The sequence below is a fragment of the Pseudomonas sp. IT-P100 genome, assembly GCF_949767185.1.
Classification (GTDB): domain Bacteria; phylum Pseudomonadota; class Gammaproteobacteria; order Pseudomonadales; family Pseudomonadaceae; genus Aquipseudomonas; species Aquipseudomonas fluorescens_B.
This window is the reverse complement of the sequence record NZ_CATKQK010000012.1, coordinates 72,495-98,559: the sequence shown is the minus strand read 5'-3', so window position 1 is coordinate 98,559 and position 26,065 is coordinate 72,495. Positions and strand designations below refer to the sequence as shown.

Genomic DNA, 26,065 nt, shown 5'->3' with positions numbered 1-26,065 from the left:
AACAAAGGAACAACATGATGGATGCTGTCTGCTCTGATCTGGTCGCTGAAGTTCGCGCGTTTCGCCAGCGCTTCCCGGATGTGCGCTACGTGGACCTGATTTCCCTGGACATCCCCGGGCATTTCTATGGCAAGCGCTACCCGATCGAGATGCTCGAAAAAGTCGCCGCGGGCAGCGCGCTCAAGCTGCCGCAGAATTGTGTGTTGTTGGGCGCCCAGGGCGGGCTGTTCAAGATTGGCGACTACTGCTTCAACGACGGCGATCCGGATGCGCCGCGCCGTCTGGTGCCGGGTACGTTGAAAATCGTCAACTGGGAAAAGCAACCCTTGGGGCAGATGCTGATCACCTCCAGCGGCACTGAAAAACCGATTGTCTTCGAGCCGCGGGAAGTCTTGGCGCAGGTGCTGGAACGTCTCGCGCGCAAAGGTATTTTCCCGGTGGTGGCCTTCGAGCTGGAGTTCTACCTGTTCGATCGCCAGTTACGTGACGGCTTGCCGCAGTTCGCGCGCGATCCGCTGACCGACGATGCGGACGATCAACCGAACATGCACATTGAACGATTGTCGCGGTTTGCACCGGTGCTCGATGAAATGGTCGAGACCGCGCAGGCGCAAGGCATCGACACTACGGTGATCACCGCCGAATTGGGCCCGGGCCAGTTCGAGATCAACTTCGGCCACCTCGATGACGGCCTGCGTGCCGCCGACTGGGCCGCCCTGTTTTGCCGCAGTACCCGGGGCGTGGCCATGAAGCACAACTACCGCGCCAGTTTCATGGCCAAACCTTACTTGCAACACCCCGGCAGCGGCATGCATGTCCATGTGAGCCTGTATGACGAGGCGGGCAACAACCTGCTGGCGGCCAACGGGCAACAACCGCTGCGCCATGCGGTGGCCGGTTGCCTGGAACTGCTGCCGCATTGCATGCCGATCTTCGCGCCGAACCACAATGCAATGCGTCGCTTGAGCGGCACCGTGAACGTCGCGACACGCGCCAGTTGGGGTTTTGAAGATCGGGACGCGTGCCTGCGAGTGCCGGAGTCGGACGCGAAAAACCTGCGGATCGAACATCGCCTCGCCGGTGCTGACGCCAACCCTTACTTGGTGCTGGCGGCGATTCTGGTGGGGCTCGAACAAGGACTGGAAGCCGGTCGTGAGCCGATCGCGCCGCTCAATGAAGATCGGGGCAGTGGCATCGATTTTCCGCTGGAGATGTTGGACGCCGTGCGTTCAATGCAAAGCCATGCGCAATTGCGCGAGGGATTGGGCGCTGAGTTCGTGAATGTATATTGCGAAAACAAGCGTCAGGACCATTTGGCATTTCTGCACGACATCAGTGCCCGTGAATATCGCTGGTACTTGTAGATGACCGCTTATCGTCGCGCGACCTTAAAAAAAGTGTGGATATTTAAGGGGTTAGGATATTTAGTAACCAGATTGTGAGCCAAAATATCTTGTTACACGGTGAAATATTCCGTAATATCCGCCCCGCGTTCACCACCACGGTTTATGCATTTTTAAATCCCGGGCGTCCATCAGCTGCCCGGGATTTTTTTTGCCTGAAATAAGCTGCGATTGAAAAATCGCTCAGTCATTTAGAACGATTATTTAAAGCAGGAACGCTCATCGTTGACGCTGATTTCCAGCACGCCCTGAGACACCACCAGACTCTCCTGAACGCCAGGAATTCACAGTGGTTACTTTTGATGCCTTCCTCAGAGCATCACGACCGGCGTTCCGACGATGATCGGTGTTAAATGTTGAGATAGCCGTTTGCCACGCGTCTGGTTATGCTCGCAGCGTTTTGCATTTGCCAATCATTAACAACCACAGTGATGACATGAGCCAAATAGAGACGCGTGCGACTGCCCTTGCGCTGTATCCGGAAGATTCCCGCGAAGCTGCGGCGCTGCTCAAACAAGCCATCCCGCTGATGGTGCGTCACAACATCCCGCCCAATCCGGTGCATTACGCGCTCTGGTACACCTACAGCAAAGGCCTGGACCCCGAGCTCAATCGTCAGCTGGACCGGGTGGTCAAGGACTTTGATTATTTTCCGCCGGAGTCCGCGACGCGGCTGTTTCGCGACTACATCATTCGCGACGAACTGGCGGAGGCCCGCGCCGGGCAGCAACAGGCAATCAATCTGGTGGATGACATGCAGCGCGACGTTTCGCGCAGCGTCGAGGGCAATCTCAACTTTCAAAGCAGTCTGGGACGTTGCCTGGAGATGCTCGAGTTGCCTGCCAACGAGCGTTTGCCGGATATTCTGAGCGAGCTGCAACAGAGCACCCAGCTCATGCAGAACCAGCAGGAACGCTTCCTCTCCCAGTTGCACTCGGCCCAGAGCGAGATCAAAAGCCTGCGCAGTAAACTTGAACGTGCGCAACTGGCGGCGACACTCGATGGCCTGACCGAACTGCTCAACCGGACAGCCTTCACCCGTTTGCTGGAGCAGGCGCTGAGTAATCCTGACCGGGGCGTGGCGCTGGTCATGCTGGATATCGACCACTTCAAGCAATTCAATGACCAGTACGGCCACCCGTTGGGTGACCGTGTCCTGCAACATGTCGGGCAAGTACTGCGCAGTTCGCTGCCACCCCATGCCACGGCGGCGCGTTACGGTGGCGAGGAGTTCTGCGTCATTCTGGAACACTGCGCCGACCTGGCGAGTGCCGGGGTGTTTGCCGAGCAACTGCGGGTGAAAATCCAGGCGTTGCGGATCAAGGCGCGTATCGATGGCAAGGTACTCGACACGATCACGGCGTCCTTCGGTGTGGCCTTCGCGCAATCCGGTGAGAGCCTGGACAGTCTGGTGACCCGCGCCGATGACGCGCTCTATCAGGCCAAGCGCAATGGGCGTAACCGGGTAAACAGCTAGCCGTTGAACCGCATTTTCAAGCCGCAGGCCCGATGGCGGTGCTGAGTGACTCCACCACGCTGCTACGGTTGTTGTGAATTGTCGTCATCCTGGGCGGCGTTATCGACCTCAAGCGGGGCTCGGGAAACTGAGGCGGTTTGAATCAAGGCATTTTGCTGGCCCCGAAGCCTCAAAGTTACAGACAGAATCACTTTAATTTCAGGTGGTTAGGGCTGGCTTTAAATGCGCAATGTATGGATCTCACTGATTTCGTTGGGCTTGGCAGGTATCGCCGTCGCCGTCCAGGCCAAAGAGCTTCAAAGTAATGACCGGTACATGTGCAGCTGGGGCGCGGGCACTGCAGCAAGAGCCCAGGAACTCAAACTGGCGGGCGTTTCGCTCTACGCCGCCCGGCAGAAACTGCAGACCTACAAGTTCAGCAAGCCGTGGATGCGCATGACGGCAATGGGGATTACCGAACAAACCTACGACAGCCCGTCGCGGATCAAGCCTGCGGCGCTGCGCCAGAGTTTCTACGAAGATTGCGTGCGCTTTAAGCTGGCGCGCAAATGATCGAGTGAGCTACAACCCGTCCTCCATCAGCTTCAGGTACTCGGGGCTGTCGGAGATCGAATTGTGCCCCACGCCTGGAATCACTTTCAGGGTCGCCACGCCTTTGGCGAAATGTTCGTAGAGCTTTTCTGTGCTCGAGTGCGGGATCACTTCGTCCTGCTCTGCCGCCAGCAGCAGCGTCGGTATCGAGATATGCGCAGCGTATTTCCACGATTCGAACTTGTCCTGCAGCAGCCATTTCACCGGGAAAATCGGGTATTGGCGGACAGCGAGATCCTCGAGGCTGTTGTAGGGTGTGATCAGGATCAGTCGCGCGGCCGGGCGCTGGCTCGCGAGGCGCACGGCGACGCCCGAACCGAGGCTGCGACCCACCACGGCAATGTGCGGATGTGTGTCGTAGACCTTGTCGAACAAGGTCATGGCATCGCGTGAAATCGCCTCCTCGGAAGGTGACCCGGTGCTCCCGCCAAAACCCCGGTAGTGCAGCAAGTAGAGGGCGTGGTCGGGGAACGCCCGGGAGAATTGCGGCAGGTTTCGCGAAACGTCCTCGGCATTGCCACCAAAATAAATCAATGCATTGGGCCCGTCGTGCGGCCTGACGGTGACCTGCACCTGTGCGTCCGCCACCGATAGCGTGAGCAGCGTTTCGGGCGCGCCGGGCGCAGCGGGTTGCGGGAAGTAGATCAGCGCGCGCTGGAACACGAACAGCGCGGCACACAGCGCCAAGTACAGCACGGCGACGATGACGACGATATACATCAGGATGCGCGACATTCGGCTAACGTTGGTGAGTGGCATTGATTGCTCTGGGCCTGACGACCGCGACGGCTGATCGCTGTCGGAGTGTAGTTGAACGACAGCGGCGTGCGGCTACCCCGCCGTCCTTGGAACCCTATCAGCCATCACCCAAAAACGGATATTCAGCCAACCGATTGCTGCTGCACACCAGCCTTTACAGCCTTGTTGTATTCCACGCCGGGACGAATTGTCCCCGACAGCTATTCTGTTGTAGCCAGCAGGAGTCTGGTGGCGCTGTTGATTTTGCCGTTTGCCGAACTGCGGGGCGGGTTATGCGTGTGGCTGACCGCACAACAGGCAGACAGTAAAGAAGTGTAAGGACGAAACCATGAGCCACACTGATGGATACACGCGTCGACAAATACTCACGCTGGCTGCCGGTGCTTCGGCGATGCTCACTTTCGATCCGGCCTTTGCAGCCATCGCGCCGTCGAAGGAAACAGGAGGCAAGAACATGCTGACCCGCGCCATTCCTTCCAGCAACGAGCCACTGCCCATTGTCGGCGTGGGCACCTATCGCGGTTTTGATGTCGCGCCTGCCGATCCGGCCTACAAAAACCTGCCCGCCGTCCTCAGTGCGTTGTTCGAAAAGGGCGGGACGGTGATCGACAGCTCGCCCATGTATGGCCGCGCCGAGCAGACCACCGGTGAACTGCTGTCGATTCACAAGCCGCGCTCGCCGGCCTTTCTGGCGACCAAGGTGTGGACCCGTGGCCGCGAAGAGGGCATCGCGCAGATGGAGCAGTCGTTCAAACTGCTGCAGACCGACCGGATCGATCTGATGCAGATTCACAACCTGCTGGACTGGAAAACCCATTTGCCAACGTTGCGCCAATGGAAGGAAGAAGGGCGCATTCGCTACATCGGCATCACCCATTACACCGCGTCGGCGTATGACGAAGTGGAAGCGGTGCTGAAAGCCGAGCCACTGGATTTCTTGCAGATCAACTATGCGCTGGACGATCGCGGCGTCGAGAAACGCATCCTGCCGCTGTGCCGTGAACGCGGCGTGGCGGTGATCTGCAACCGGCCGTTCGGCGGTGGTGATTTGCTCGCTCGCTTGAAGGGCAGGCCACTGCCGGGTTGGGCCTCGCAAGTCGGCGTCACCAGTTGGGCGCAACTGGCGCTCAAGTATTTGCTGGCGCATTCGGCGGTGACCTGCGTCATCCCCGGCACCGGCAACCCGCGTTATATGGCGGAAAATGCCGGCGCGGGGTTCGGTCCGATGCTGACGGGAGCGCAGCGCGAGCAGTTGATTGATGTGGTGGGGTAGACGCCACTCGTCAGGACTTTTTCTTGATGAGTTTATTGAGGTAGTACTTGAGGCTCAAACGATCCTTGGGCCGTGGTTTGTAATGAGTTTTGTTTCTTTGCGCAGGGTCGGCAACCACGGTGGCTGCGGTGTAGTAGTACAGCGCGATGGACCGGCGCGTAATGTGTTCCGGCGTCGTCAGAGGCTCCGGGTGCCCGTGGTTGCTGTCCTTGTCGGTGTTGAAAATGACGCAGCGATTGTAGACCGGCAGGACTTTCTTCAGGCAGGTTTTCATCCCGACATCCCATAGCTCCAGGTTGCCTCCGTATGCCTCTTGCCAATCCTGGTTCAGATAAATAATGGCATTCAGTCTGCGCTCGATATTCAGTTTTTTGTTGAGCCTGAAGTCCGAGTGCACGCCCAGGAAACCACCCCTTTTCGTTTCATGCAGCCCGCCGCCGGTAAAGTAAGGATCGGGTATCAAGCCTTCGATACCTGTAAGTTTTTCCAGAAACTGCAACATGGGTGCAGAGTTGAAGGCGTTGAAAACCGTCTTCAAATAGGGGTCGCATTCGTTGGGGCTGATTTGCCGTTTGTGCTGACCTTTGTAGCCGCGCTCATAAAGCATTTCGTTGCTGGTTGGCTCGACCGGAAAGTGCGAGCAGATGCTCGCAATCAGGTCTTGCGGTAAAAAGTCGTCAATGACGATGTGTGGAAAAGGGGTGGCCTGAGCGTAAGTCATTGCGAGCGACTGACCCAGCGAGCTGGCGGCGTTCTGGTCGAAATCAAGCTCTGGCGTAACGGTGATGGGCAGTGTCTGCGTGATGGGTCTCATTACCGCTCCAATAAACTATTCATAACAACCTGGGTACTTCCAGGTAGCGTTACACGCCCTATTTTTTAGGTGAAGACGAAACCTGGCTGTGTTCACTGTTCAAGCGTTTAAGGATGTCGTTGTACATCTTCGTTCGTCTGTGCGTTGTTTCGTAACCACCAGCGGCCGCGACGGTGCCAGCCTGAATATGGTCGAGGTAGCTGAATATCTTGCGCGTCGACAACAGCTCAACAACATAGCCCAATTGGGTCATGCGATCCTGGAGTGTATAACCGGGTACGCGATCATCCATCAGAAAATGCATGGAGTGTTGTTTCATCAGCTTGCAATTCCATAAGGTGCAGAAGCTTTTCAAATAAACTTCCCTGTAGGGCTTTGGCTCTCTGGAGCGTAACCCCAAGGACAGTTTCAGGCGTCTGACGTGATGTTTTACCAGTCGAGAGCTAAAGCGCCAAAGGGCTCTCGTGGTACTGCGGTTGATTTGCTCTACGCATCCGATGGCCACGACGTTCGGTTTATTAATGCATTTGTTCATCATCATCGAAAACACATTCTTGTCGAAAATGAACGTGTCGGTGTGCAGCAGAAACAGATAGTCGGTTTCAACCCGCTCCAGCACCATGTCGAGTGCTCTTCCGTGTGCAATATGGCCCGGTTCCTTTTCGGGACAGGAGCGTTCGATCAGGTGGATCCAGTCCAGTGTGCGCAGATAGTCGGTGCTTTCATCGGCGGAATCGTTATCGACTACCCAGACCGGGATGTTGCTTTCACCCAGGTGCTGATGCAGCAGGTCGAGGCAAATCCGGGTTATTTCGATGGTCTTGTAATTGACCAGAACAATGCTGAAAAGTGGGGTTCTTTGCGATAGGAAATCAATGTTGCTCATGGGATTTGGCACTCTAAGAAGACTGAGAACATAGAAATGAATCCCTGCTTAGCATTTCTTGCGCTAAACCAGGCAGCGCCGGAACCAGTTCAGTGTTCTTTCCCAGGCAAGCTTGGCGGCGGCCTCGTCGTATCTCGGTGTCGAGTCATTATGGAAACCGTGGTTGGCACCGGGGTAGATGTAGGCTTCATAAGTCTTGCCTGCCGCTTTTAAGGCCTGCTCGTAAGCGGGCCATCCTTCGTTGATGCGCGTGTCCAGTTCACCGTAATGAAGCATCAACGGTGCCTTGATTCGGGGAACATCCTTGGCCTCTGCCTGGCGACCATAAAAGGACACGGCAGCGCCCAGCTCCGGATAGGCCACCGCCGCGGCATTGACCACACCACCACCGTAGCAGAAACCCGTGATGCCGACTTTTCCATTGCTCGCATTGTGTTTCATCAGCCACTCGATGGCGGCGAAAAAATCATTCATGAGCTTTTCAGGGTCAACGGTCGCCTGCAGCTCCCGACCTTTGTCATCGTTGCCGGGATAGCCGCCCACCGAGGTCAGTCCATCGGGCGCAAGCGCAATGAAGCCGGCCTTGGCCAACCGCCGTGCGACATCCTCGATGTACGGGTTGAGTCCGCGATTTTCATGCACGACCACCACAGCCGCTACCTTGCCGGTGGCTTTGGCCGGACGCACCAGATAACCGCGAACCGTACCGTGGCCTTTGGGGGAGGGGTAGGTGATGTATTCGGCGATGATGTCCGGGTCGGTGAACTCAACCTGCTCGGCGAGTGCGTAATTCGGACTCAGGGCAGCGAGTAACGCGCTGGCCGTCAAACCGCCCAAAGTGAACAACGCCGCACGGTCGAGGAATTCGCGCCGGTTGATCCTGCCGTGGGCGTAGTAGTCGTAGAGCTCGAGCAGTTCCGGGGCGAAGTCTTTTGCAGTGAGACGGTGCATCGGTGCGCTTCCTCTTTGACGTAATGGACTCCTGTCAGTTAAGCGCATGAACAGGGTTTTTGTAGACTCGCGACTCAGCTGTTCAGAAAGCGTCAATTTCCGACATAAATTCCCGCGATACATATGTACCGCACCCCGCCATTCCCCCATCGACAAGCTGTGCCCTACAGACAAGGAGAGACTGTATGGCACAACGATTCAACGATGGTACGTCAGGAGACGTCGTCATCAGGTCCGGGCCGCCTGCTTCGGGCGGCGGTGGTGGCTGGGGCGGTGGTGGAGGTTCTGGAGGCAACCGCGTAGGAGCCTCAGGCGTAACCAGTGGTCCCAGCAAAAGCACGAAAGAAGCCCGACGGCTTGCCAAGGAAGAGTACCACCGGAACAAGGCAGCGCAGGAAGCACAGGCAGTGGCGGCCGCTGCTCAAGCCCGAGAGCAGGCTCGCATCTATGCGCGCGATCAACTACTCGCACAATTCACCCAGCTTCAAAACGTAACCAGAGCTGAAATAGACCAACGTTTTACCGCCCGAGCCGAGCAACTCACTTCGTCACTTGATAACGAAATCTCGGCGGCAAAACGGCACCATGCCGGCGACTCGAGTGAACGCTGGCAGCTTTATCTCATCACCAAAGACAAGAATGAAATCGACGGGTTGATCGCCCTAAAAACCGCGGAGCTCAACGAAAAAAATACGCTTGCCCGGTCATTCGACGGGCACGATCCGCTCACGCGAACCGCCGACGACTACCTGGCCCGACTCGGGCAGTTCGGTGATGCGCTGACGGGTGGTCATCAGCTCTGGGAGAGCGCCTACAACGCGGCTCATGAAGCCCGATTGCTGCCAGCGCAGATCGACGCGCTCAACGATAAATCCAATGCGTTGGCCACTCGTCATGCCGAGCAGACCATCATCTGGCGAGAGCGGGAGGCACTCTGGGAGCGTCATCGGCAGCACGCCGAGCAGCGTGATGCGCGCATTCGGTTCAAGCAACAGGTTGATGAAGATGCTCGACTCGAACAGGCCAGGCAGGCCAACACCTTCCAATTACCTGCCACATCGTCAGCGCTGTCTGCCGGGGTATTGCCCAGCCACGGCGGGGAATGGGTTGATGCCGACAAACTGGTCATTGCCGTTTCGCGAGCAATCACCGAACTGGGCTCCGTCGCCGCGACGCTCACGGTAGGGCAAGCCGCAATTTTCGTGGTGGGGATGGCCTATCCCAGCGCACTGGGCAACGGCGAGCTGACCCCCGAGCAACGACAACGATTGTCCGAGGCCGTCGCCGTTCCGGCTCAAGCCCTGGAACTTCATGACCCTCAAGAGATGCGGACTGCTGCTGACGCAGGCGGTTCGGTGGAGGTGGAATACCGGCTCAAACCTGTAGCCACACCGGAAGGAACCGCGATCGTTGTCGGCGCGACGGGGGGCGAAATCGATTCTCGCGTCCCGGTCGTGAATGCTGTGCTCGACCCGCGAACAGGCATCTACACCGCCGAGGTTCCTGGATCACCGGCCAGGTCTGTGCAGTTCACTCCTGACCCCGCGCCTCACGCGACCTTGGCCAGCGAGACTCGTCTGACTGTCACGGAACCGCAGATTCAGGACATCCCGGCGGGTGTTGATTGGCGCATTCAGGATTGCATTGTCTGCGTGCCTGGTCTGCCACCGACCTACCTGTCCTTCAACGTTCCGGCCATGGGCTCCGGCGTTGTCACCGGAACCGGTCAACCGTCGACGGCTGATTGGTGGAAGGGCGTCAGCCAGACGGCCGGCGCAGCGATCCCGAGTCAGATTGGCGATCAGTTCCGGGGCAAGGAATTCAAGTCTTTCGAGGCGTTCGACGAAGCCCTGTGGCGAACGCTCGGTGAACACCCGGCGTTGACCCGTCCACTCGATGAGGTGAACAAAAAACGAGTCGAACAAGGCTTCGCCCCGTACGCGCCGAAAAGCACATGGGTGGGTACGAACCGAGAATTCGAACTGCGGTATCAGGAGCGGCCGGAGTTCTGGGCCGACCCGTTCAACCTCGACAAAATCAGCATCAAGACACCGCAAACTACCGAAGGATGGTTGGGCATCGTACCGACGGTTGTACCCTGGCCGATTCCACCGGTTGGCACCTGGACACCGTTGGTGCCGCCGGGCAGTGAACAACTGGGTTCGACGACATCACCAACCCCGTCCATTCCGCCCGCGGTTTATCCCGGCAACCCGGTCATCCCGGTCCTACCGCAAAACGAGACATTTCCGGCGGTTGATGAAGGGGAGATTGGTGCGAGTATTCCCGGGTTTCCGGGGGATATGGAACTGCCTTCGCCGGGACTGGTTTTTGTTGGTCCGCCGGTTGAGCCGCTGGAAGTAGGGCCATATAACGAACTCAGTGGTCGGAGCAGGGGAGATGGGTTGGATATTGACCATATTCCATCCCGGAGGGCGTTGGAGGCGTACATCGTTGATTCCTGGCCGGACATCGGTCCTGAGGAATTGGCCGACTTTTTAAGAAAAGCACCGAGTATCGCAATCCCCACAGCAGTGCATCGAAAATATAGTGAAACTTACGGAGGACGTAACAACACACGGAAACAGGCTGCCGATGCTTTCGACTTGCGAATGGCTGTGGATACGAATTTTGATGCGTTAAAGCCAGGTTTGATTGAGTCTGGCTTTGCGGAATCGGAGATTGAGCTGGGACGAGATTTGCTACATAAACTTAGCAACGATCAAGGATGGTACTGATGACCAATACAAATATCGAAGCGTGGATCGATAACCTAGGCCAAAGTTATAACGACTTGATCGCACTCGGCATCGTTCCCGATCAACCGCTAAAGGAGCTGTATCCAGGCCGTGATAAGTTGCATCTGAATCCCGAGGTCGGCATCGCACTGTCCTTCTGGGCTGAGAGTAAACAGCTTGAAACTGTCTTTGTAACACTCATCAAAACGACCCCCTCGACCGTCGAGTACAAGGGTGAGCTCCCAACGCCATATAAGCTGGCATTGACCCAGTCCGATGTCCACGCACTCTTCGGCGAACCAATGGAATCAAGAGGCCCCATCAAAATGCCTCAACCGATGGGTCAGACCGGCGGATGGGAAGCCTATCCCCTTGATCCGGCGGTTCATCCCGGCAAAAAAGTTGTATTTCAATACACCGCTGCGATGGAAGTGAAAACATTGGTCTTCACTTTGATTGACAAAGGACACGAGTAAATTCCAACAGGCACTTGCTTATAAGGAGAGCAGGTGCCTTCGCATTCCGCGACTCGATAGAAACAAGGAAGAATTCAAAATGGAACTTAAAACCACACTCAAGGATTACACCGCTCTGGAATTCCAGGCATTGGTCAACCAAATCTGGGCCGTTGACCTACCGAAATCGGACCATGATCGACTGATCAACCATTTCGACCGGATTGTCGGTCATCCCCAAGGTGCAGATCTGCTGTTCTACCCGATGGACAAGTCGAATACCAACACCCCGGAAGCCGTTGTCCACCACGTCAGGACATGGCATCACCAGCAAGGAATACCGGCATTCAAAGACGAGGATGTTCCTGTTGCCAAACCACTTGTTGCGCCGCTAACCCCTTTGGCCAGAAGCCTGGCCGAAGTCGAAAAAATCGCGGCGGATGTGGCCGTTTCAGGTCAGGTCGTTGAAGAGGCTTTCGGCCATTTCGAGCTACAGATCAGGAACTTCCAACGTCAAAAGAACACCCGTCTGGACATCTCCCCTCAGGAAACCGGCATACGCGCGCTGGAACATGCCCAGCATGAAGCACTGATAGCCGTCAGAAAGTTTCAGTCCTGGAAAATGAGAGTGGAATTCGTCCAAAGCGGCGCTCAGCGCAACCTCACCTATGCACGATCCGAGCAAGCGCAATGGCAGAGTATCGTGCAACAGATCAACGCCACCCATGATCGCTACCTCTTACGGCTGGAAAGCCTTTCTCAACGACATCGCGCTCTGCATGATGAAGCGGAAGCGTTGCTGATAGTGGCGCATCAGCGCTTGATTGATTCGCGCAGCACAATACAAACGGTGCACACCATCAGCGCTTCCCTCGATTCTGCCCATAAACGTCCTGATCTTTTACTGACTGGCGGTTCGCCGGTGCTGCTGGCGTCTCAGCAGGCGGATCTGCTTAAAGCGATACGTTCGACGGTTGCCGGGTTTTCCTGGCAAAACGCATCAGGCGGACCAGACACTGAAAACCAGCGTGCTGCCGTATTGAGCTTCGCCTTTTCCAGTCGGGCAGACGCTCAAATATTCGGTGTCAGCGTCCCTTTGTCCGAGCTTTTGCCCATCGAAGGCCAGGATTGGCAACACTTGGCTGCGAACCAGGCTGAGGTCGAAGTGCCTTTTCGCATGAGTACGGCGGCAGTCCCCGCCAGACCTGGAAAAATGTTCCAGGGGTTGCGTGAGATCAAAACGTTGTCGCAGGTTTACCTCAACGCATGCAGAGGCTGTCATTCGATCTCTGGCGTGAGGGTCAGAGCGGCGACGCAGGATCAGCATTGGAACCGGTTCAGTTTTACTCCTGAAGTTGCTGGAGTCACTGTCCACTGGGCTAGACCGATTTTCGTTGAAACCGCTCCGGCGGCTACACCGACCCATCAGCGTCGTGTGGGATTTGTGGAGTCCGCGCGAGTGCCGACGATTGAAGCCAAAGCCGAACGGGCGCATGACCGGTTTGACGACTACATCCTGGTATTCCCGGTCTCGTCCGGGCTTGACCCGCTCTACATCGTTTTCAACCGACCTGCGAAGTAGACGTTTACCGTGCACGCATGACGCCGAGTGTGGGATCGACCTTCAATGCAAACACTGCGCCCCAACCCTCGCCACTTGCGCATCGTGCTCGGCCTTGACGCCAGACACCCCGACTGCGCCGACTACCTGATCACCCACGATTATCGGCACGCCACCTTCAAGGGACGTCAGCAGCGGCGCCGACAAAAATGCAAAGCGACCACCGTTGACCATCTCTTCATAACCTTTGGACTCCCGCCGCCCCAGCGCCGAGGTGCGAGCCTTTTCAGTGGCGATGTAGGCGCTGATGGGCGCGCAACCGTCGAGGCGTTCGAGGGCGAGGGGATGGCCGCCGTCGTCGACAACCACGATGGTCACGGCCCATTGGTTGTTCTGCGCCTCGGTGCGTGCGGCCGCGAGGATCTGGCTGACTTCGGCCTGGCTCAGGATGGCTTTGCTCTTCATGGGGTTTCTCCGGGGATCGTTGAGGGCAGCGCGGCTTCGACCAGTTCTATCCAGTGCCGGACCGGGGTTCGGCCCGCACCGTCGAGGTGCGACTGACAGCCGATATTGGCCGTGACAATGACGTCAGGGTGGCCGCTTTCCAGTGCGTTCAGTTTGTTGTCGCGCAATTGTCGGGACAGTTCGGGTTGGGTGATCGAATAGGTGCCCGCCGAACCGCAACACAAATGGCTGTCGGGTACGGCCGTCAGGTTGAAACCGAGGCGACTCAGCATCGCTTCCACCGCGCCGCCGAGTTTTTGCGCGTGCTGCAAGGTGCAGGGGCAATGAAAGGCCAGGCGCTGGTCGCTGTGGACGCCGAGTGTTTCCAGGGGTTCGTCGCCCAGCACTTCCACCAGGTCCCTGGCGAGCGCGCTGACCCTTTTCGCCTTCTCGGCGTAGGCCGGATCGCGCTCCAGCAGATGGCCATAGTCCTTGATGAAAGCGCCACAGCCACTGGCGGTTTGCACGATGGCTTCGGCGCCGTTCTCGATACTCGGCCACCAGGCATCGATGTTGCGCCGTGCGCGGTCGAGTCCGGCAGCTTGCGCGTCGAGGTGATAATCCACGGCACCGCAGCAGCCCGCCTCACCGGACGAGGTGACACTGATGCCCAGTCGATCCAGGACCCGCGCAGCTGCCGCGTTGGTGTTCGGCGACAGGCTCGGTTGTACGCAGCCTTCGAGCATCAGCACCTGGCGCGCGTGGCGCGTGGCAGGGCGAGGCCTGGAGGGATAAACACGGCGAGGCAACTTGGCCTGCAACGTGTTGGGCAGTAGCACCCGGAAAAACTGACCGCTGCTGACCAGCGCCTTGAACAGTCCCGGGTTGGGCACAACACTGCGCAAACCTTCACGCAACAGGCGTTGGTCGATGGCGCGAGGCACCGCCGCATCGACCACTGCGCGGCCAATGTCGAGCAAGTTGTGATAATCGACACCGGAGGGGCAGGTGGTTTCGCAATTGCGGCAAGACAGGCAGCGGTCCAGGTGCTGCTGGGTTTTCTGCGTGACTTCGTTGCCTTCCAGCACTTGTTTGATCAGGTAGATGCGGCCCCGTGGCCCATCGAGTTCATCACCCAGTAATTGATAAGTCGGGCACGTGGCGTTGCAGAACCCGCAGTGCACACAGGTGCGCAGGATGCTTTCGGCTTCTTCGGCACGGGGCAGGTGCCGGGCGGTGTCGCTCAGGGTCGTCTGCATGGTTCAAAGCTCCGCGTACAGGCGTGCGGGGTTGAAGATGCCCCGTGGATCGAGTTGTTGTTTCAGGCTGCGGTGATAGCGCAACAACGCGGCAGGCAACGGCTGGAACGGGCTGTCGATCAGGCCATGGCTGTAGCAGGTGACGTGGCCGCCGACCTCTTCGACGACCTTGCGAATGAACGCCGCTTCAGCGTCGGACTTGAGCCAGCGCTGGGCGCCGCCCCAGTCGATCAATTGCCGGCCGGGCAGGGACAACCGAGCCGTGTTGTGCGGAACGGACAAGCGCCAGAGCGGCTGATCCTCGTCGAAGAAACTCAGGCGGTGTTCGTTGAGATCCGTCCAGTAAGCACTGTCCAACAGCTCGCCGCCCAACCGGTCATGGGCCGCCGCCACCGAGCCTTCGCCACCCTCCAGTCGCAGGTGCAGGCTCGTTCCGTCGTGGCACGCGGCGCTGATCGGCAGCGGTTGCTGACCCCATTCCGCGAGTCGCAGCAAGGCGCGATCGCTGTCCATTTCCAGGCTGATGCTCAGGCACTGGCGTGGTTTGGGCAGCACCTTGAGCGAGACTTCCGTGATCACGCCAAGGCAACCGAAGCTGCCAGCCATCAGGCGCGACAGGTCGTAGCCGGCGACGTTCTTCATCACTTCGCCGCCGAAGCGCAAGTGTTTGCCATGCCCGGTGATGACCCGCGTGCCGAGGACGAAGTCGCGCACCGAACCTGACCATGGCCGTCGCGGTCCCGACAGCCCGCAGGCGATCATCCCGCCCACCGTGGCGTCGTCACCAAAGGAGGGCGGTTCGCAGGGCAGCATTTGCTGCGCGTCGTGCAGCACTTCGGTCAATTCCGACAATGGCGTACCGCACCGGGCGGTGATCACCAGTTCGGTCGGGTCGTAGCTGACGATGCCGCGGTGCGCGCGGGTGTCGAGGACTTCACCCGCAACGATACGGCCCAGAAACGCCTTGCTGTTGGAACCCTGAATCCGCAGCGGCGTGGCGTTTTCCAGGGCCTGGTTGACCTGCTCCAGCAGCACGGCGCTGTCATCGATATCCCGTTCACTGCGCATCAGAAACGCTCCAGCTCAGGGAAGGGCAGCTGACCCATGTGCACGTGCATGGCGCCAAACTCGGCGCAGCGGTGCAGGGTCGGAATGTTCTTGCCCGGATTGAGCAAGCCACTCGGATCGAACGCGGCCTTGACGGCATGGAATACGGTCAGCTCATCGCTGTTGAACTGCGCGCACATCTGATTGATTTTCTCGCGGCCCACGCCGTGTTCACCGGTAATGCTGCCGCCGACTTTCACGCACAATTCGAGGATCTTGCCGCCCAGGGCTTCGGCGCGGTCGAGCTCGCCCGGTTGATTGGCGTCGAACAGAATCAGCGGGTGCATGTTGCCGTCACCGGCATGGAAAACGTTGGCGACGCGCAAGTCATACTCGGCGGAAAGCGCCGCAATCGCACGCAGCACACCGGGCAACTCGCGGCGCGGGATCGTGCCGTCCATGCAGTAGTAATCCGGCGAAAGGCGACCCACGGCCGGGAAGGCATTCTTGCGCCCGGCCCAGAAACGCACGCGCTCGGCTTCATCCCTGGCCTGACGCACTTCGGTGGCGCCCGCGTTTTCCAACACCTGGCGCACGCGGTCGCAGTCGTCGTGGACATCGGCTTCGACCCCGTCGAGTTCGCACAGCAGAATCGCTTCGGCGTCCACTGGGTAACCGGCGTGGATAAAGTCTTCGGCGGCGCGAATCGCCAGGTTGTCCATCATTTCCAGGCCACCGGGAATGATGCCGGCGGCGATGATGTCACCGACCGCGCGACCGGCTTTTTCGACGGAATCGAACGCCGCCAGCAGCACCTTCGCAGTCTGCGGTTTGGGCAGCAGTTTGACCGTGACTTCGGTGATCACCCCGAGCATGCCTTCGGAACCGGTGAACAGCGCCAGCAGGTCGAAGCCGGGCGAGTCGAGGGCATCGGAGCCCAACGTCAGGTGTTCGCCGTCGACGGTAAGGATGTCGACCTTGAGCAGGTTGTGCACGGTCAGACCGTATTTCAGGCAATGCACGCCGCCGGCGTTTTCAGCGACATTGCCGCCGATCGAACAGGCGATTTGCGAAGACGGGTCGGGCGCGTAGTACAGGCCGAACGGTGCCGCTGCCTGGGAAATCGCCAGGTTGCGTACACCCGGCTGGACCCGTGCGGTGCGGGCGGCGGGGTCGATGTGCAAAATGTTGTTGAAACGCGCCATCACCAGCAGCACGCCTTTTTCCAGCGGCAATGCGCCGCCGGACAAACCGGTGCCGGCGCCGCGGGCGACCACCGGGACCTGCAGCTCATGACAGAGCCGAAGCACGCCTTGCACCTCGTCGAGGTGGCGTGGCAACACCACCAGCAGGGGCGTGGTGCGATAAGCCGAGAGGCCGTCGCATTCGTAAGGTTTCAGCTCTTCCTGCTGATGCAGCACTTCCAGTTTCGGCAAGCGGGTTTGCAGAGCTCGCAGCAAGGCGGCCTTGTCGACGTCCGGTAGCACACCATCAACGCGTTCATCGTAGAGAATGTTCATAGTCGTTTTACGATACTCCGTTCGTGCATTGCCGGGGCAGCGGTCTGTTTGTTTGAGCGTTTGGGTGAATATCCGTTTCTGCGGTAACGGCTGCTTATGGTTCTGCTCTTACGGCGGGTTAATTGGAAAAGCGCCAAGTAACCAAGCGCTTTTGCCCCTTTCGTTCGGTGCCTCGCTAATGCTCGGCATGCCCGCGCTCCGGTCCTGCTCTGTGGGCCCGCCGCCATCGGCCATCCATGGCCGGGGGCGGCTACCGCAAAAGCACCGCGAGGCGGCCTTCGGACCGACCTGGCTCTTGCAGCGTACACATTTCCCCTGTGGGAGCTAGCCTGCTAGCGATAGTCGTTAACGATAACGCGTGCTGTCTGAATGTACACGGTGTCTGGACTTCCATCGCTAGCAGGCTAGCTCCCACAGGGGATTTTTGGCGGGCATGACATTGGTGCTATCCCGATGGCGGCGGGCCCACGGAGCAGGACCGGAGCGAGGGAATGGCGAGCCAGGGCGAGCCACCGTACGTCAGGGGCGCAGGCGCTTGGTTACTTGGCGCTTCTCCAAGTAACCCGCCGTAAGGGCGGAACCAATAGCCGCCGTTACCAAAAAAACGGATATGCCCCCAAGCGCCTGCACCCAAAACCCAGGCAAACTGCATCCGCTTAATGCCCACCCACAACCATCTGCGTAAACGGCGACACATAAGCCTGCAACGTCACCAACCCACCCACCAGAATCGCCAGAATGATGGAATGGAAGAACACATAACGCAGAATCTCCCCTTCATGGCCGTACCAACGCGTGGCGGTCGAGGCCACCACGATCGACTGCGCATCAACCATCTTGCCCATGACCCCACCGGAACTGTTGGCCGCCGCCATCAACACCGGACTAAGACCCAGTTGCTCGGCAGTCACTTTCTGCAAGCCGCCGAACAGCACGTTGGACGCCGTGTCCGAACCCGTCAGCGCCACGCCGAGCCAGCCGAGCAGGGTGCCGAACATGGGGTAGAAAATCCCCGTCGCCGCGAACGCCAGGCCCATGGTGGCGTCCAGTCCCGAATAGCGGGTGAGGAAGCCCAGGGCGAGCATCGCCACAATGGTGATCAGCGAATAACGCACGACCCAGATGGTTCGCAGGTACTGCTTGATCAGTTGCGGGATGGAATAGCCCATCAGCAGCCCGCCCAGGATCGCCGCCAGCAAGATGCCGCTGCCGGTGCTGGTCAACCAGGTGAATTTGTAGACCGCGTCTTCGGTTTTAGGCGCAGGCACCACCGGCGGGACTTTTTCGATTTGCTGGTGGATCGTGCCGAAGGTGATGACCGGAGCAAAGATCGGGTTCGCTTCGCGCAGCGGTTTGCCTTGAGGGTCGAGCTTGGCGGAGTGTGTGACCGGATCGATCGCCGGACGGGTATCGAACATGTTTTTGAAGCCTTGGGTGCCCCAGGCGAAAACGAACACCGTGAGGATGATCCACGGCATCCACGCGCGCATGACAGCAGGCTTGGCGTCGCTGGCAAAGGTCGTACTGGCGACGGGTTTTTCGTCATGCTCGTCGGCGATTCTGGAATTATCGACACGCCCGGACAGCGCAGCGGAGGTGTGCACCGTCGCGGGTTTCCACACCCGGAGAAAACCGGTCAGGCAGGCCATGGAAATCAGCGCGGCAACCACGTCCACCAGCATTGGCCCGTGGTAGTTGGACACCAGGAATTGCGGCACGGCGAAACTGACGCCGGCCACCAGGATGGCCGGCCAGATTTCCAGCATCTTGCGCCAGCCGGCGAAGGCCCAGATCAACCAGAACGGCACGATCACCGAGAAAAACGGCAATTGCCGCCCGACCATCATCGACAGCTCCATTTCATCCAGCCCGGTGACCTTGGCCAGCGTAATGATCGGCGTACCCAGCGCGCCAAAGGCCACGGGCGCGGTGTTGGCGATCAATGCCAGGCCGGACGCGGCCAGCGGCGAGAAGCCCAGACCGATCAGAATCGCCCCGGTCACCGCCACCGGTGTACCGAAACCGGCAGCGCCTTCGAAAAAGGCGCCGAAGCAGAAGGCAATCAGCAACAACTGCAGGCGTCGATCATCGGTGATGCGCGCCAGCGAGTCTTGCAGCACTTTGAACGAGCCGTTCTCGGTGGTCAGGCGGTGCAGGAAGATGATGTTAAGCACAATCCAGCCAATTGGCAGCAAACCGTTGGCGGCGCCATACAGGGCGGCCGAGCCTGCCATGTTCGCCGGCATGCCGAAGGCGAAGATCGCGATGACCAGGGCGGAGGCGAGGGCGAGCAATGCCGCCAAATGTGCTTTGATGTGGAAGAACGCCAGGGCTGCCAGCATCACCACGACCGGCACTGCTGCCATGATGGTTGAAATGACCGGGTTGCCGAACGGATCGTAGATTTGCTGCCAGACCATGTTCCACCTCTGCTTTTTATTGTTGGGAGTGCAGACCCCGAGGGGGCGGTGGCTTGTAGTATAGGTGGCATTGCGCCGCTGTCTTGCACCCTTGTACACCAGGCCTTTCAGCGGTTTTTTGAACTAAAAATAGGGACTGCGGTACGCGTTGACCGACTTAACTACCCGGAGGAACGCAACAATGACTGAACGCCATTTGCGCCACACGGAAACGCTGTCGAACGGATGCAGCATCGAGGTCAAGGCCGAGATCCTGCGGGACGGTTCGTTGGGAATGTTCATAGGTGTCTACCGACCTGATGGCTCGGCCATTGAGGAGAACGACCATCCCGCGCTGCATTTTCTCGACATGGAGGCCGCGATGGAATGGGGGATCGAGAAAGCCAAGGACATCGGCAACGGGCAGAGGACGTTGTAGGGCCTGGCGTTGGATCAGCGGTAAGGCCATCGCGGGCAAGCCCGCTCCCACAGGGGCATACGGTCAAATGTGGAAGCGGGCTTGCTCGCGAAGCTTTTAGTGCTTGAACATCACATGCCGCACAACGGTGTAGTCCTCCAGCCCGTACATCGACATGTCCTTCCCGTAGCCGGACAATTTCTGACCGCCATGGGGCATTTCGCTGACCAGCATGAAGTGCGTGTTCACCCAGGTGCAGCCGTACTGCAAGCGCGCCGACAGGCGATGCGCGCGACCGACGTCGGCGGTCCACACCGACGACGCCAGGCCGTAGTCCGAATCATTGGCCCAGCCCAGCACCTGCGCTTCATCGGCGAACTTGGTCACTGACACCACCGGCCCGAACACCTCGCGACGGACGATTTCGTCGTCCTGCAGCGCGTCGGCCAGCACCGTCGGTTCAAAGAAGAAACCATTGCCTTCAACCGCCTTGCCGCCGGTGATCAAACGGATGTGCGATTGCGCCAAGGCACGTTCGACAAAACCGGCCACCCGGTCGCGGTGCTGCGCGGTGATCAGCGGCCCCAGTTCGGTCGACGGGTCATCCTGCAGGCCGTACTTGATGCTGCTGACCGCCGCGCCGAGCTTCTCGACGAATCTGTCGTAGATGCCTTCCTGCGCATAGATGCGGCAGGCCGCGGTGCAGTCCTGCCCGGCGTTGTAGAAACCGAAGGTGCGAATGCCTTCCACGGCGGCGTCGATATCGGCGTCGTCGAAGATGATCACCGGGGCCTTGCCGCCCAGTTCCATGTGCATGCGTTTGACGCTGTCGGCGGTGCTGGAAATGATGTTCGAACCGGTGGCGATCGAGCCCGTCAGCGACACCATGCGCACTTTCGGGTGAGTGACCAATGGGCTGCCGACGGAAGGACCACGGCCGAACACCAGGTTGAGTACGCCGGCCGGGAAGATTTCCGACGCCAGTTGCGCCAGGCGCAGGGCGGTCAGCGGGGTTTGTTCCGACGGCTTGAGCACCACGGTATTACCGGCGGCGAGGGCTGGGGCGATTTTCCAGGCGACCATCATCAGCGGGTAGTTCCACGGCGCGATGGAGGCGATCACGCCCACCGGATCGCGGCGGATCATCGAGGTGTGGCCGGCCAGGTATTCACCGCCGGCCGAGCCGCTCATGCAACGGCTGGCGCCGGCGAAGAAACGGAACACGTCGGCAATCGCCTGGATCTCGTCGTTCAACGCGGCGCTGTAGGGTTTGCCGCAGTTGTCGGATTCGAGTTTGGCCAGCTCTTCGCCGTGGGCTTCGATGGCGTCGGCGAGTTTGAGCAGCAGCAGCGAGCGCTCCTTGGGCGGAGTCTGCGACCAGCTGTCGAACGCGGCGTCGGCGGCGCGCACCGCGGCATCGACCTGGGCTTCGCTGGCTTCGTTGATTTCCACCAGCACGCGACCGAGGGCCGGGTTGAACACCGGTTGGGCGGGGCCTTCGCCGTCGAGCAGTTGGCCGTTGATCAAGAGTTGGGTTTGCATGGCGTTGTCCTCTTCGAATCTATTGTTTTTCTGTCGGAACCGAATCCGTTCGGGAGCGGGCAAGCCCGTTCCCACAGGATCCGGTTCCTTTCGGGGCAGTCGTTGTCAGATCGTCGATCGATTGATCGAAGCACCGGACAGGTCAGCATCCTTAACCTGCGGTTTCGAAAACTTCCACGCATCCCCCGCGGGCGCCGTGCCTTTGTCGTACGGCTTGCCCAGCAGCATGTAAACCAGCCCAGCGCCCATTACCACCAGCGTGGTCAGGATCATCGAAAAGTTGATGTACCACGGCGCATCCGGCGAGCGCGGCCAGACCATGTTGACGATGGCGCAGACGCCATAAATCAACGCAGCGAGGTTCACCCACACGCCCCACGCACCCAGCGTGAACTGCCCGTTCGGGCGCCAGCCCTTGGCGCGGGCGATCAACGCGGCGACGACGATCAGCTGGAAGGCCACGTAGATACCAATCGCCGCGAATCCGACGATGGTCGCCACGGCATCAGCCATGAACATGCCCAGGCAGACAATCGCCGCTGGCACCAGGCCGCTGATCAGCAACGCGAACGACGGTACATGGTTGCCCGAGAGGCGTTTGAGCAGCGAGCTACCGATGATCATTTCGTCACGGGCATAGGCGAACAGCAGACGACTGGCCGCCGCTTGCAGGCTCAGCACGCAAGAGATGAACGACACCATCACCACCGCCATCACCAGTCGCGAACCTACCGGACCGAAAGCATTGGCGAGGATGGTGGCCACTGGGTCAGTGTCTTCACCGGCCAGGACCTTGGCCATGTCCGGCACCGAGAGAATCAGCGCCAGGCAGGCGAACATCGCCGCCGCGCCACCGATGTAAATGGTCATGCGCATCGCCTTCGGAATGCGCTTGCCCGGGTTCGGGGTTTCTTCGGCGACATCGCCGCAGGCCTCGAAGCCGTAGTACTGGAACAGACCCGCCAACGAGGCCGCGAGGAACGCCGGCAAGTACGAGCCGTTGACCTCAAGGTTGAAGGTGTCGAACAGCACGCTGAATGGCTGATGACGCTCGAAGATCAGCAGGTAGCCGCCGACCAGAATCGCCCCGACCAGCTCGCAGAGAAAGCCGAACATCGCCACCCGCGCCAGCAGTTTGGTGCCCACCAGGTTGAGGGCGGTCGAGAGCAGGATGATCGTCAGGGCAATGTAGATGTTGGCTTCGGGACCGGGATTGAAACCCAGCATGATCGCCAGGTACGGCCCGGCACCCACGGCGACGCCAGCGATGGTGGCGCACAACGCCCAGGCATACACCCAGCCGACCATCCACGCCCAGCGCTTGCCCACCAGGCGACGGGCCCACGGATAGACACCCCCGGAAATCGGGAACTGCGAGACGATTTCACCGAAGATCAGGCACACCAGCAATTGCCCGGCGCCGATCAGCAGGTAGGACCAGAACATCGGCGGGCCGCCGGCGGCCAGGCACAAACCGAACAGGGTGTAGACGCCGACGACCGGCGACAGGTAGGTAAAGCCCAGGGAGAAGTTCTCCCACAGGCTCATGCTGCGGTTGAAGTCCGAACTGTAGCCGAGGGCGCGGAGTTGTTCCGCGTCCTGATCGGCGCTGACGCTTGCACGCGTGTTGGATGAGCCACTCATTTTATTTCCTCATTATCAATGGCAGGTGTTTGCTGGGTTGGCCGGTTGGCCGGCCGATGTTCTTGTCGATCTTTTTGTTGTATGGGGGTCTCACGGACACCTCGAACCTGTGGGAGCCATAGCGACCTCAAGACCGCCATCGCCAGCAGGCTGGCTCCCACAGGGGATCGCGTCAGGCTTTGGTTTCGTCGTCGTACTGCGACAGCCATTCAACGGCAGCATCGCGATAACGGCTGAAACCCTTGTAATCAACCAATTGCTGATTCAAGTCCCGCAGCACTCGGTGCATGCGTCGGGCCCACGCCGGGTTGGTCGCGATGTCTTCGAGGCTGAGCAGGTACGTGCGGATCGGAAAGACGATGGCGTTACTGCGCGGCAGGCGATGCAGCGGTTGCAACTCGATGCGCAGGTAAACCAGTTTTCCGGCGTTTTCTGCGGTGACGATGGTCCGGTCCGGTGCCCATTCCGGCAGGCTTTCGGCCGAGACTTCGAGGCGCGGGTTAACGGTCAGTGACCAGTTCAGGCGACGCACCGGATGGCCAGTGCGCAGGCGCAGCAGGAACTTCAAGGCGCGGTCGAGCATGCCGATTTCCTTGACCAGCGGCACCGGCCCGTGGAACTCCTCCCAGCTCATGCCGAGGTTGAAACGCAGCGAGTAATCCGCGCGCTGGGTGGCGATCCCCGCGCCCCAGTACAGCGTGCCGTCGCGTTCTTCCTGCAACACCCAATCGCCCTGGGCCTGGCGGGTCACGTACTCCATCGGCTCGTAGGGCAGGGTGGCCGGGTCGCCGAAGGTGAAATGGTCGTCGATGTCCAGCAGGCGGTTGGTCCAGTGCCACTGCCGACCTTCACGCGCCAGGCTGAAGTACTGCGGATAGTCCCGGGCGTAGGACTCCATGATCAGCTCCAGCAAATCCCATTGCGCTTCCATCATGTGCGGCGCCGAGACGTAGTGCATGCCCGGATCTTTCTCAAGGGTGATCGCGCGGTCCCGGCATTCGCTGATGTAGTGTTCGTCGATATCGAATGCGGCGCGAAACGCACCGTCGCCCACCGACACATGCGGTTCGAGGTTCATCGAATACATGTAGTCGTCATCGGGGAACGGGAAGGGCGCGCGGGCGATGGTTTCCGGGCTGTTGGCGAAGGTGTAGTCGTCGCGATAGGTTTCGTCGGGATTGAATTGGATATTCATTTTGTTCTCCGTCGATCAGAGGTCGATGACCAGGCGATTGCACTTGGCGCGGGATACGCAGGGCATGATTTTCTTGCGGCCGACCTTGTCTTCGTCGGACAGCCAGTCATCGCTGTGCAGCAGTTCGCCGTCGAGTTCCAGCACTGAGGTTTCGCAATGCCCGCAGGCACCGCCGCGACACAGGTACGGCATGCTGTAGCCGGCGGCTTCGACCGCTTCGAGCATGGTCTGGTCGGGCGAGACTTCAATCGTTGCGCCGCTGCGGCCGAGGGTGAAACTGAAGGCTTCGCCGCCGCTGCTCTGTTCGAGGAAACGCTCGAAGTGCACGTGACTGTCAGTCCAGCCAAGGTCGCGGGCGCAGGCCAGCGTGGCATCGATCATGCTGTCCGGGCCGCACACATAGACGTGACTGCCCAACGGGCGGTCGGCGAGCACCCGGCCGATCTCCATGCGCGATTCAATGCCTTTGCGGTACAGGTGAACCTGCTCGCCGTAAGTGGCCTGCAACTCCTGGCCGAGCTGCGCATGTTCTGCACCGCGCACCGCGTAATGCAGCTCGAACGGCACTTTGCTCAGGCGCAGTTCTTCCAGCTGGGAAATCACCGGCGTGATGCCGACGCCACCAGCGATGAACAGGTGCAGGCGTGCCTGTTTGATCAGCGGGAACAGGTTGACCGGCGGGGTGACCTCGATCAGATCACCTTCACTGACGTTGTCATGCAGCGACGCCGAGCCACCGCGCCCGGCGTCCACCCGGCGCACGGCAATCTGATAACTGCTGGTGTCGTACGGCGAACTCAGCAGCGAATACGGGTTGCGCAAGGTGTTCTGCTGATGGGCGATCAGCACCACGACGTGGCTGCCGCCGGAGAAGGCCGGCAAGTGCGCGCCGGTCGGCGACACCAGGGTGAAGCGCTTGATTTCCGGGGTCACCGCTTCGATCCGGGCGACGCGCAGGTTCAACGTGCCATTGTTCTGGCTCATGTGTCGAGCTCCTCGGCTTCGGGCAATTCACCCGGGACTTCAGCATCGGCCTTGACCGCCTGAAAGGCCGCCAACCGCCGGGAATAGTGATCGCGCACCACCAGCGTCAGGCCACAGCCGGGGCAGTCATAGACGCGTTGGGTCACGTTTTCGGTGTAGGTGTCGCAATGCACGCACCAGACGCGGCGAACCAGCGTGCCGGAGTGCTCGCGCAGCACTTCGTCGCGGTTCATGTCGAAATGCGTGGCCACTTGCATGGCGCTGCCGAGGAAACTTTCCGAACCGGCGAGATAGAGGCGGGTGCCCATGCGCGCTTCGCCGAGCAGGGTTTTCAGCGCGTCGATCAACGACTGGTTGGTTGCATGCACATGCAGTGGGTGCTCGGGGTGCTGCTGCAACTGCGTGAGGAAGTCCTGGCCGGAAAAGGATTCCAGGGAGTAGAGCAAGGTAATCGGCCGGTCCAGGCCAGCCATTTCTTCCAGTAAGCGCAACATGGCGCGACCGCCGCTGCCTTGCCCGGCAATGATGTGCCGGATACCTCCCGGCAGCGGTTGCAACCGGTCATAGACCGGTCGGCTTTTGATCCCGGTGATCAACATTCTTATTATTCCTCCTGGCTACCGGCGCGGCTAGATGAAAGCCGGCCCTGATGCAAAGCCCAACAATGGTGGGTTGCAGGTAGCAGGAGCACAGGTCGTGCCAGTT

At 59.6% G+C, this 26,065-nt stretch carries 23 protein-coding genes and 1 pseudogene; 9 read left to right on the top strand and 15 right to left on the bottom strand.

Annotated elements, in window-relative coordinates:
* The first annotated feature begins 17 nt into the window (after nt 1–17).
* Nucleotides 18–1,364: a glutamine synthetase family protein gene (locus ACM6IQ_RS13435; RefSeq protein WP_414879066.1), complete on the top strand. Its 1,347-nt coding sequence runs from the start codon at nt 18–20 to the stop codon at nt 1,362–1,364.
* Nucleotides 1,365–1,618: 254 nt separating this feature from the next.
* Here ACM6IQ_RS13435 and ACM6IQ_RS13430 read toward each other — a convergent pair.
* Nucleotides 1,619–1,684 (bottom strand): annotated as a pseudogene (locus ACM6IQ_RS13430) (XRE family transcriptional regulator); the annotation flags it as partial.
* 155 nt (nt 1,685–1,839) lie between these two features.
* Between ACM6IQ_RS13430 and ACM6IQ_RS13425 the strand changes: the two are divergent.
* Complete coding sequence (locus tag ACM6IQ_RS13425) at nt 1,840–2,880, top strand: GGDEF domain-containing protein (protein ID WP_414879047.1); 1,041 nt, start codon at nt 1,840–1,842, stop codon at nt 2,878–2,880.
* Between the two features lie 222 nt (nt 2,881–3,102).
* Nucleotides 3,103–3,432, top strand: a complete 330-nt coding sequence (locus ACM6IQ_RS13420; protein WP_017339333.1) for a hypothetical protein — start codon at nt 3,103–3,105, stop codon at nt 3,430–3,432.
* Between the two features lie 9 nt (nt 3,433–3,441).
* Here ACM6IQ_RS13420 and ACM6IQ_RS13415 read toward each other — a convergent pair whose 3' ends face one another.
* Nucleotides 3,442–4,230 (bottom strand): alpha/beta hydrolase, encoded by a 789-nt coding sequence (locus ACM6IQ_RS13415; RefSeq protein ID WP_414879046.1) that lies wholly within the window; start codon nt 4,228–4,230, stop codon nt 3,442–3,444.
* Nucleotides 4,231–4,281: 51 nt separating this feature from the next.
* Here ACM6IQ_RS13415 and ACM6IQ_RS13410 point away from each other — a divergent pair, with 51 nt between their 5' ends.
* Both ACM6IQ_RS13410 and ACM6IQ_RS13405 read left to right on the top strand, forming a co-directional pair.
* Nucleotides 4,282–4,548 (top strand): hypothetical protein, encoded by a 267-nt coding sequence (locus ACM6IQ_RS13410; protein ID WP_414879045.1) that lies wholly within the window; start codon nt 4,282–4,284, stop codon nt 4,546–4,548.
* Nucleotides 4,549–4,558: 10 nt separating this feature from the next.
* Nucleotides 4,559–5,503, top strand: coding sequence for an aldo/keto reductase (locus ACM6IQ_RS13405; protein ID WP_414879044.1), 945 nt, complete (start codon nt 4,559–4,561; stop codon nt 5,501–5,503).
* 10 nt (nt 5,504–5,513) lie between these two features.
* Here ACM6IQ_RS13405 and ACM6IQ_RS13400 read toward each other — a convergent pair whose 3' ends face one another.
* The 3 genes from ACM6IQ_RS13400 to yghX all read right to left on the bottom strand — a co-directional run bounded on the left by ACM6IQ_RS13400 (nt 5,514) and on the right by yghX (nt 8,154).
* Nucleotides 5,514–6,317, bottom strand: a complete 804-nt coding sequence (locus ACM6IQ_RS13400; RefSeq protein WP_017339329.1) for a 2OG-Fe(II) oxygenase — start codon at nt 6,315–6,317, stop codon at nt 5,514–5,516.
* Nucleotides 6,318–6,375: 58 nt separating this feature from the next.
* On the bottom strand, nt 6,376–7,203 hold the full coding sequence (locus tag ACM6IQ_RS13395) for a glycosyltransferase family 2 protein (RefSeq protein ID WP_017339328.1): 828 nt from the start codon (nt 7,201–7,203) through the stop codon (nt 6,376–6,378).
* Between the two features lie 63 nt (nt 7,204–7,266).
* Entirely contained in the window at nt 7,267–8,154 is an 888-nt protein-coding gene (gene yghX / locus ACM6IQ_RS13390; RefSeq protein ID WP_017339327.1) for a YghX family hydrolase, read from the bottom strand.
* Between the two features lie 185 nt (nt 8,155–8,339).
* Between yghX and ACM6IQ_RS13385 the strand changes: the two genes are divergently transcribed.
* The 3 genes from ACM6IQ_RS13385 to ACM6IQ_RS13375 all read left to right on the top strand — a co-directional run bounded on the left by ACM6IQ_RS13385 (nt 8,340) and on the right by ACM6IQ_RS13375 (nt 12,929).
* Nucleotides 8,340–10,892, top strand: a complete 2,553-nt coding sequence (locus ACM6IQ_RS13385; RefSeq protein ID WP_414879043.1) for an S-type pyocin domain-containing protein — start codon at nt 8,340–8,342, stop codon at nt 10,890–10,892.
* Nucleotides 10,892–11,368: a DUF6392 family protein gene (locus ACM6IQ_RS13380; RefSeq protein ID WP_017339325.1), complete on the top strand. Its 477-nt coding sequence runs from the start codon at nt 10,892–10,894 to the stop codon at nt 11,366–11,368. The genes ACM6IQ_RS13385 and ACM6IQ_RS13380 overlap by 1 nt, the downstream gene beginning before the upstream one ends.
* A 79-nt stretch (nt 11,369–11,447) precedes the next feature.
* Nucleotides 11,448–12,929 (top strand): bacteriocin immunity protein, encoded by a 1,482-nt coding sequence (locus ACM6IQ_RS13375; RefSeq protein ID WP_031318994.1) that lies wholly within the window; start codon nt 11,448–11,450, stop codon nt 12,927–12,929.
* Between the two features lie 42 nt (nt 12,930–12,971).
* Here the strand turns inward: ACM6IQ_RS13375 and ACM6IQ_RS13370 are convergent, their stop codons facing one another.
* The 5 genes from ACM6IQ_RS13370 to ACM6IQ_RS13350 form a co-directional block, all read right to left on the bottom strand.
* Nucleotides 12,972–13,373 carry a heme-binding protein gene (locus ACM6IQ_RS13370; RefSeq protein ID WP_017339323.1) on the bottom strand — a complete coding sequence of 134 codons (402 nt, stop codon included), beginning with the start codon at nt 13,371–13,373 and terminating at the stop codon, nt 12,972–12,974.
* On the bottom strand, nt 13,370–14,611 hold the full coding sequence (gene glcF, locus ACM6IQ_RS13365; RefSeq protein ID WP_017339322.1) for a glycolate oxidase subunit GlcF: 1,242 nt from the start codon (nt 14,609–14,611) through the stop codon (nt 13,370–13,372). The genes ACM6IQ_RS13370 and glcF overlap by 4 nt, the downstream gene beginning before the upstream one ends.
* Before the next feature lie 3 nt (nt 14,612–14,614).
* Nucleotides 14,615–15,679, bottom strand: coding sequence for a glycolate oxidase subunit GlcE (gene glcE, locus ACM6IQ_RS13360; protein ID WP_414879042.1), 1,065 nt, complete (start codon nt 15,677–15,679; stop codon nt 14,615–14,617).
* Entirely contained in the window at nt 15,679–17,178 is a 1,500-nt protein-coding gene (glcD, locus tag ACM6IQ_RS13355) for a glycolate oxidase subunit GlcD (protein ID WP_017339320.1), read from the bottom strand. The genes glcE and glcD overlap by 1 nt, the downstream gene beginning before the upstream one ends.
* A 656-nt stretch (nt 17,179–17,834) precedes the next feature.
* Nucleotides 17,835–19,598 (bottom strand): L-lactate permease, encoded by a 1,764-nt coding sequence (locus ACM6IQ_RS13350; protein WP_017339319.1) that lies wholly within the window; start codon nt 19,596–19,598, stop codon nt 17,835–17,837.
* Nucleotides 19,599–19,779: 181 nt separating this feature from the next.
* On the opposite strand from ACM6IQ_RS13350, the gene ACM6IQ_RS13345 reads away from it, so the two are divergent.
* On the top strand, nt 19,780–20,016 hold the full coding sequence (locus tag ACM6IQ_RS13345; protein ID WP_414879041.1) for a hypothetical protein: 237 nt from the start codon (nt 19,780–19,782) through the stop codon (nt 20,014–20,016).
* A 96-nt stretch (nt 20,017–20,112) separates the two neighbouring features.
* Here ACM6IQ_RS13345 and ACM6IQ_RS13340 read toward each other — a convergent pair whose 3' ends face one another.
* The 5 genes from ACM6IQ_RS13340 to ACM6IQ_RS13320 form a co-directional block, all read right to left on the bottom strand.
* The gene (locus ACM6IQ_RS13340; RefSeq protein ID WP_414879040.1) at nt 20,113–21,537 is read right to left on the bottom strand and encodes a gamma-aminobutyraldehyde dehydrogenase; all 1,425 of its coding nucleotides are present in this window, start codon (nt 21,535–21,537) and stop codon (nt 20,113–20,115) included.
* A gap of 105 nt (nt 21,538–21,642) precedes the next feature.
* Nucleotides 21,643–23,181 carry an APC family permease gene (locus tag ACM6IQ_RS13335; RefSeq protein ID WP_414879039.1) on the bottom strand — a complete coding sequence of 513 codons (1,539 nt, stop codon included), beginning with the start codon at nt 23,179–23,181 and terminating at the stop codon, nt 21,643–21,645.
* 172 nt (nt 23,182–23,353) lie between these two features.
* On the bottom strand, nt 23,354–24,376 hold the full coding sequence (locus ACM6IQ_RS13330) for a heme-dependent oxidative N-demethylase family protein (protein WP_017338160.1): 1,023 nt from the start codon (nt 24,374–24,376) through the stop codon (nt 23,354–23,356).
* 15 nt (nt 24,377–24,391) lie between these two features.
* Nucleotides 24,392–25,360, bottom strand: a complete 969-nt coding sequence (locus ACM6IQ_RS13325) for a PDR/VanB family oxidoreductase (protein WP_414879038.1) — start codon at nt 25,358–25,360, stop codon at nt 24,392–24,394.
* Nucleotides 25,357–25,959 carry a dimethylamine monooxygenase subunit DmmA family protein gene (locus ACM6IQ_RS13320; protein WP_017338162.1) on the bottom strand — a complete coding sequence of 201 codons (603 nt, stop codon included), beginning with the start codon at nt 25,957–25,959 and terminating at the stop codon, nt 25,357–25,359. The genes ACM6IQ_RS13325 and ACM6IQ_RS13320 overlap by 4 nt, the downstream gene beginning before the upstream one ends.
* Between the last annotated feature and the right edge of the window lie 106 nt (nt 25,960–26,065).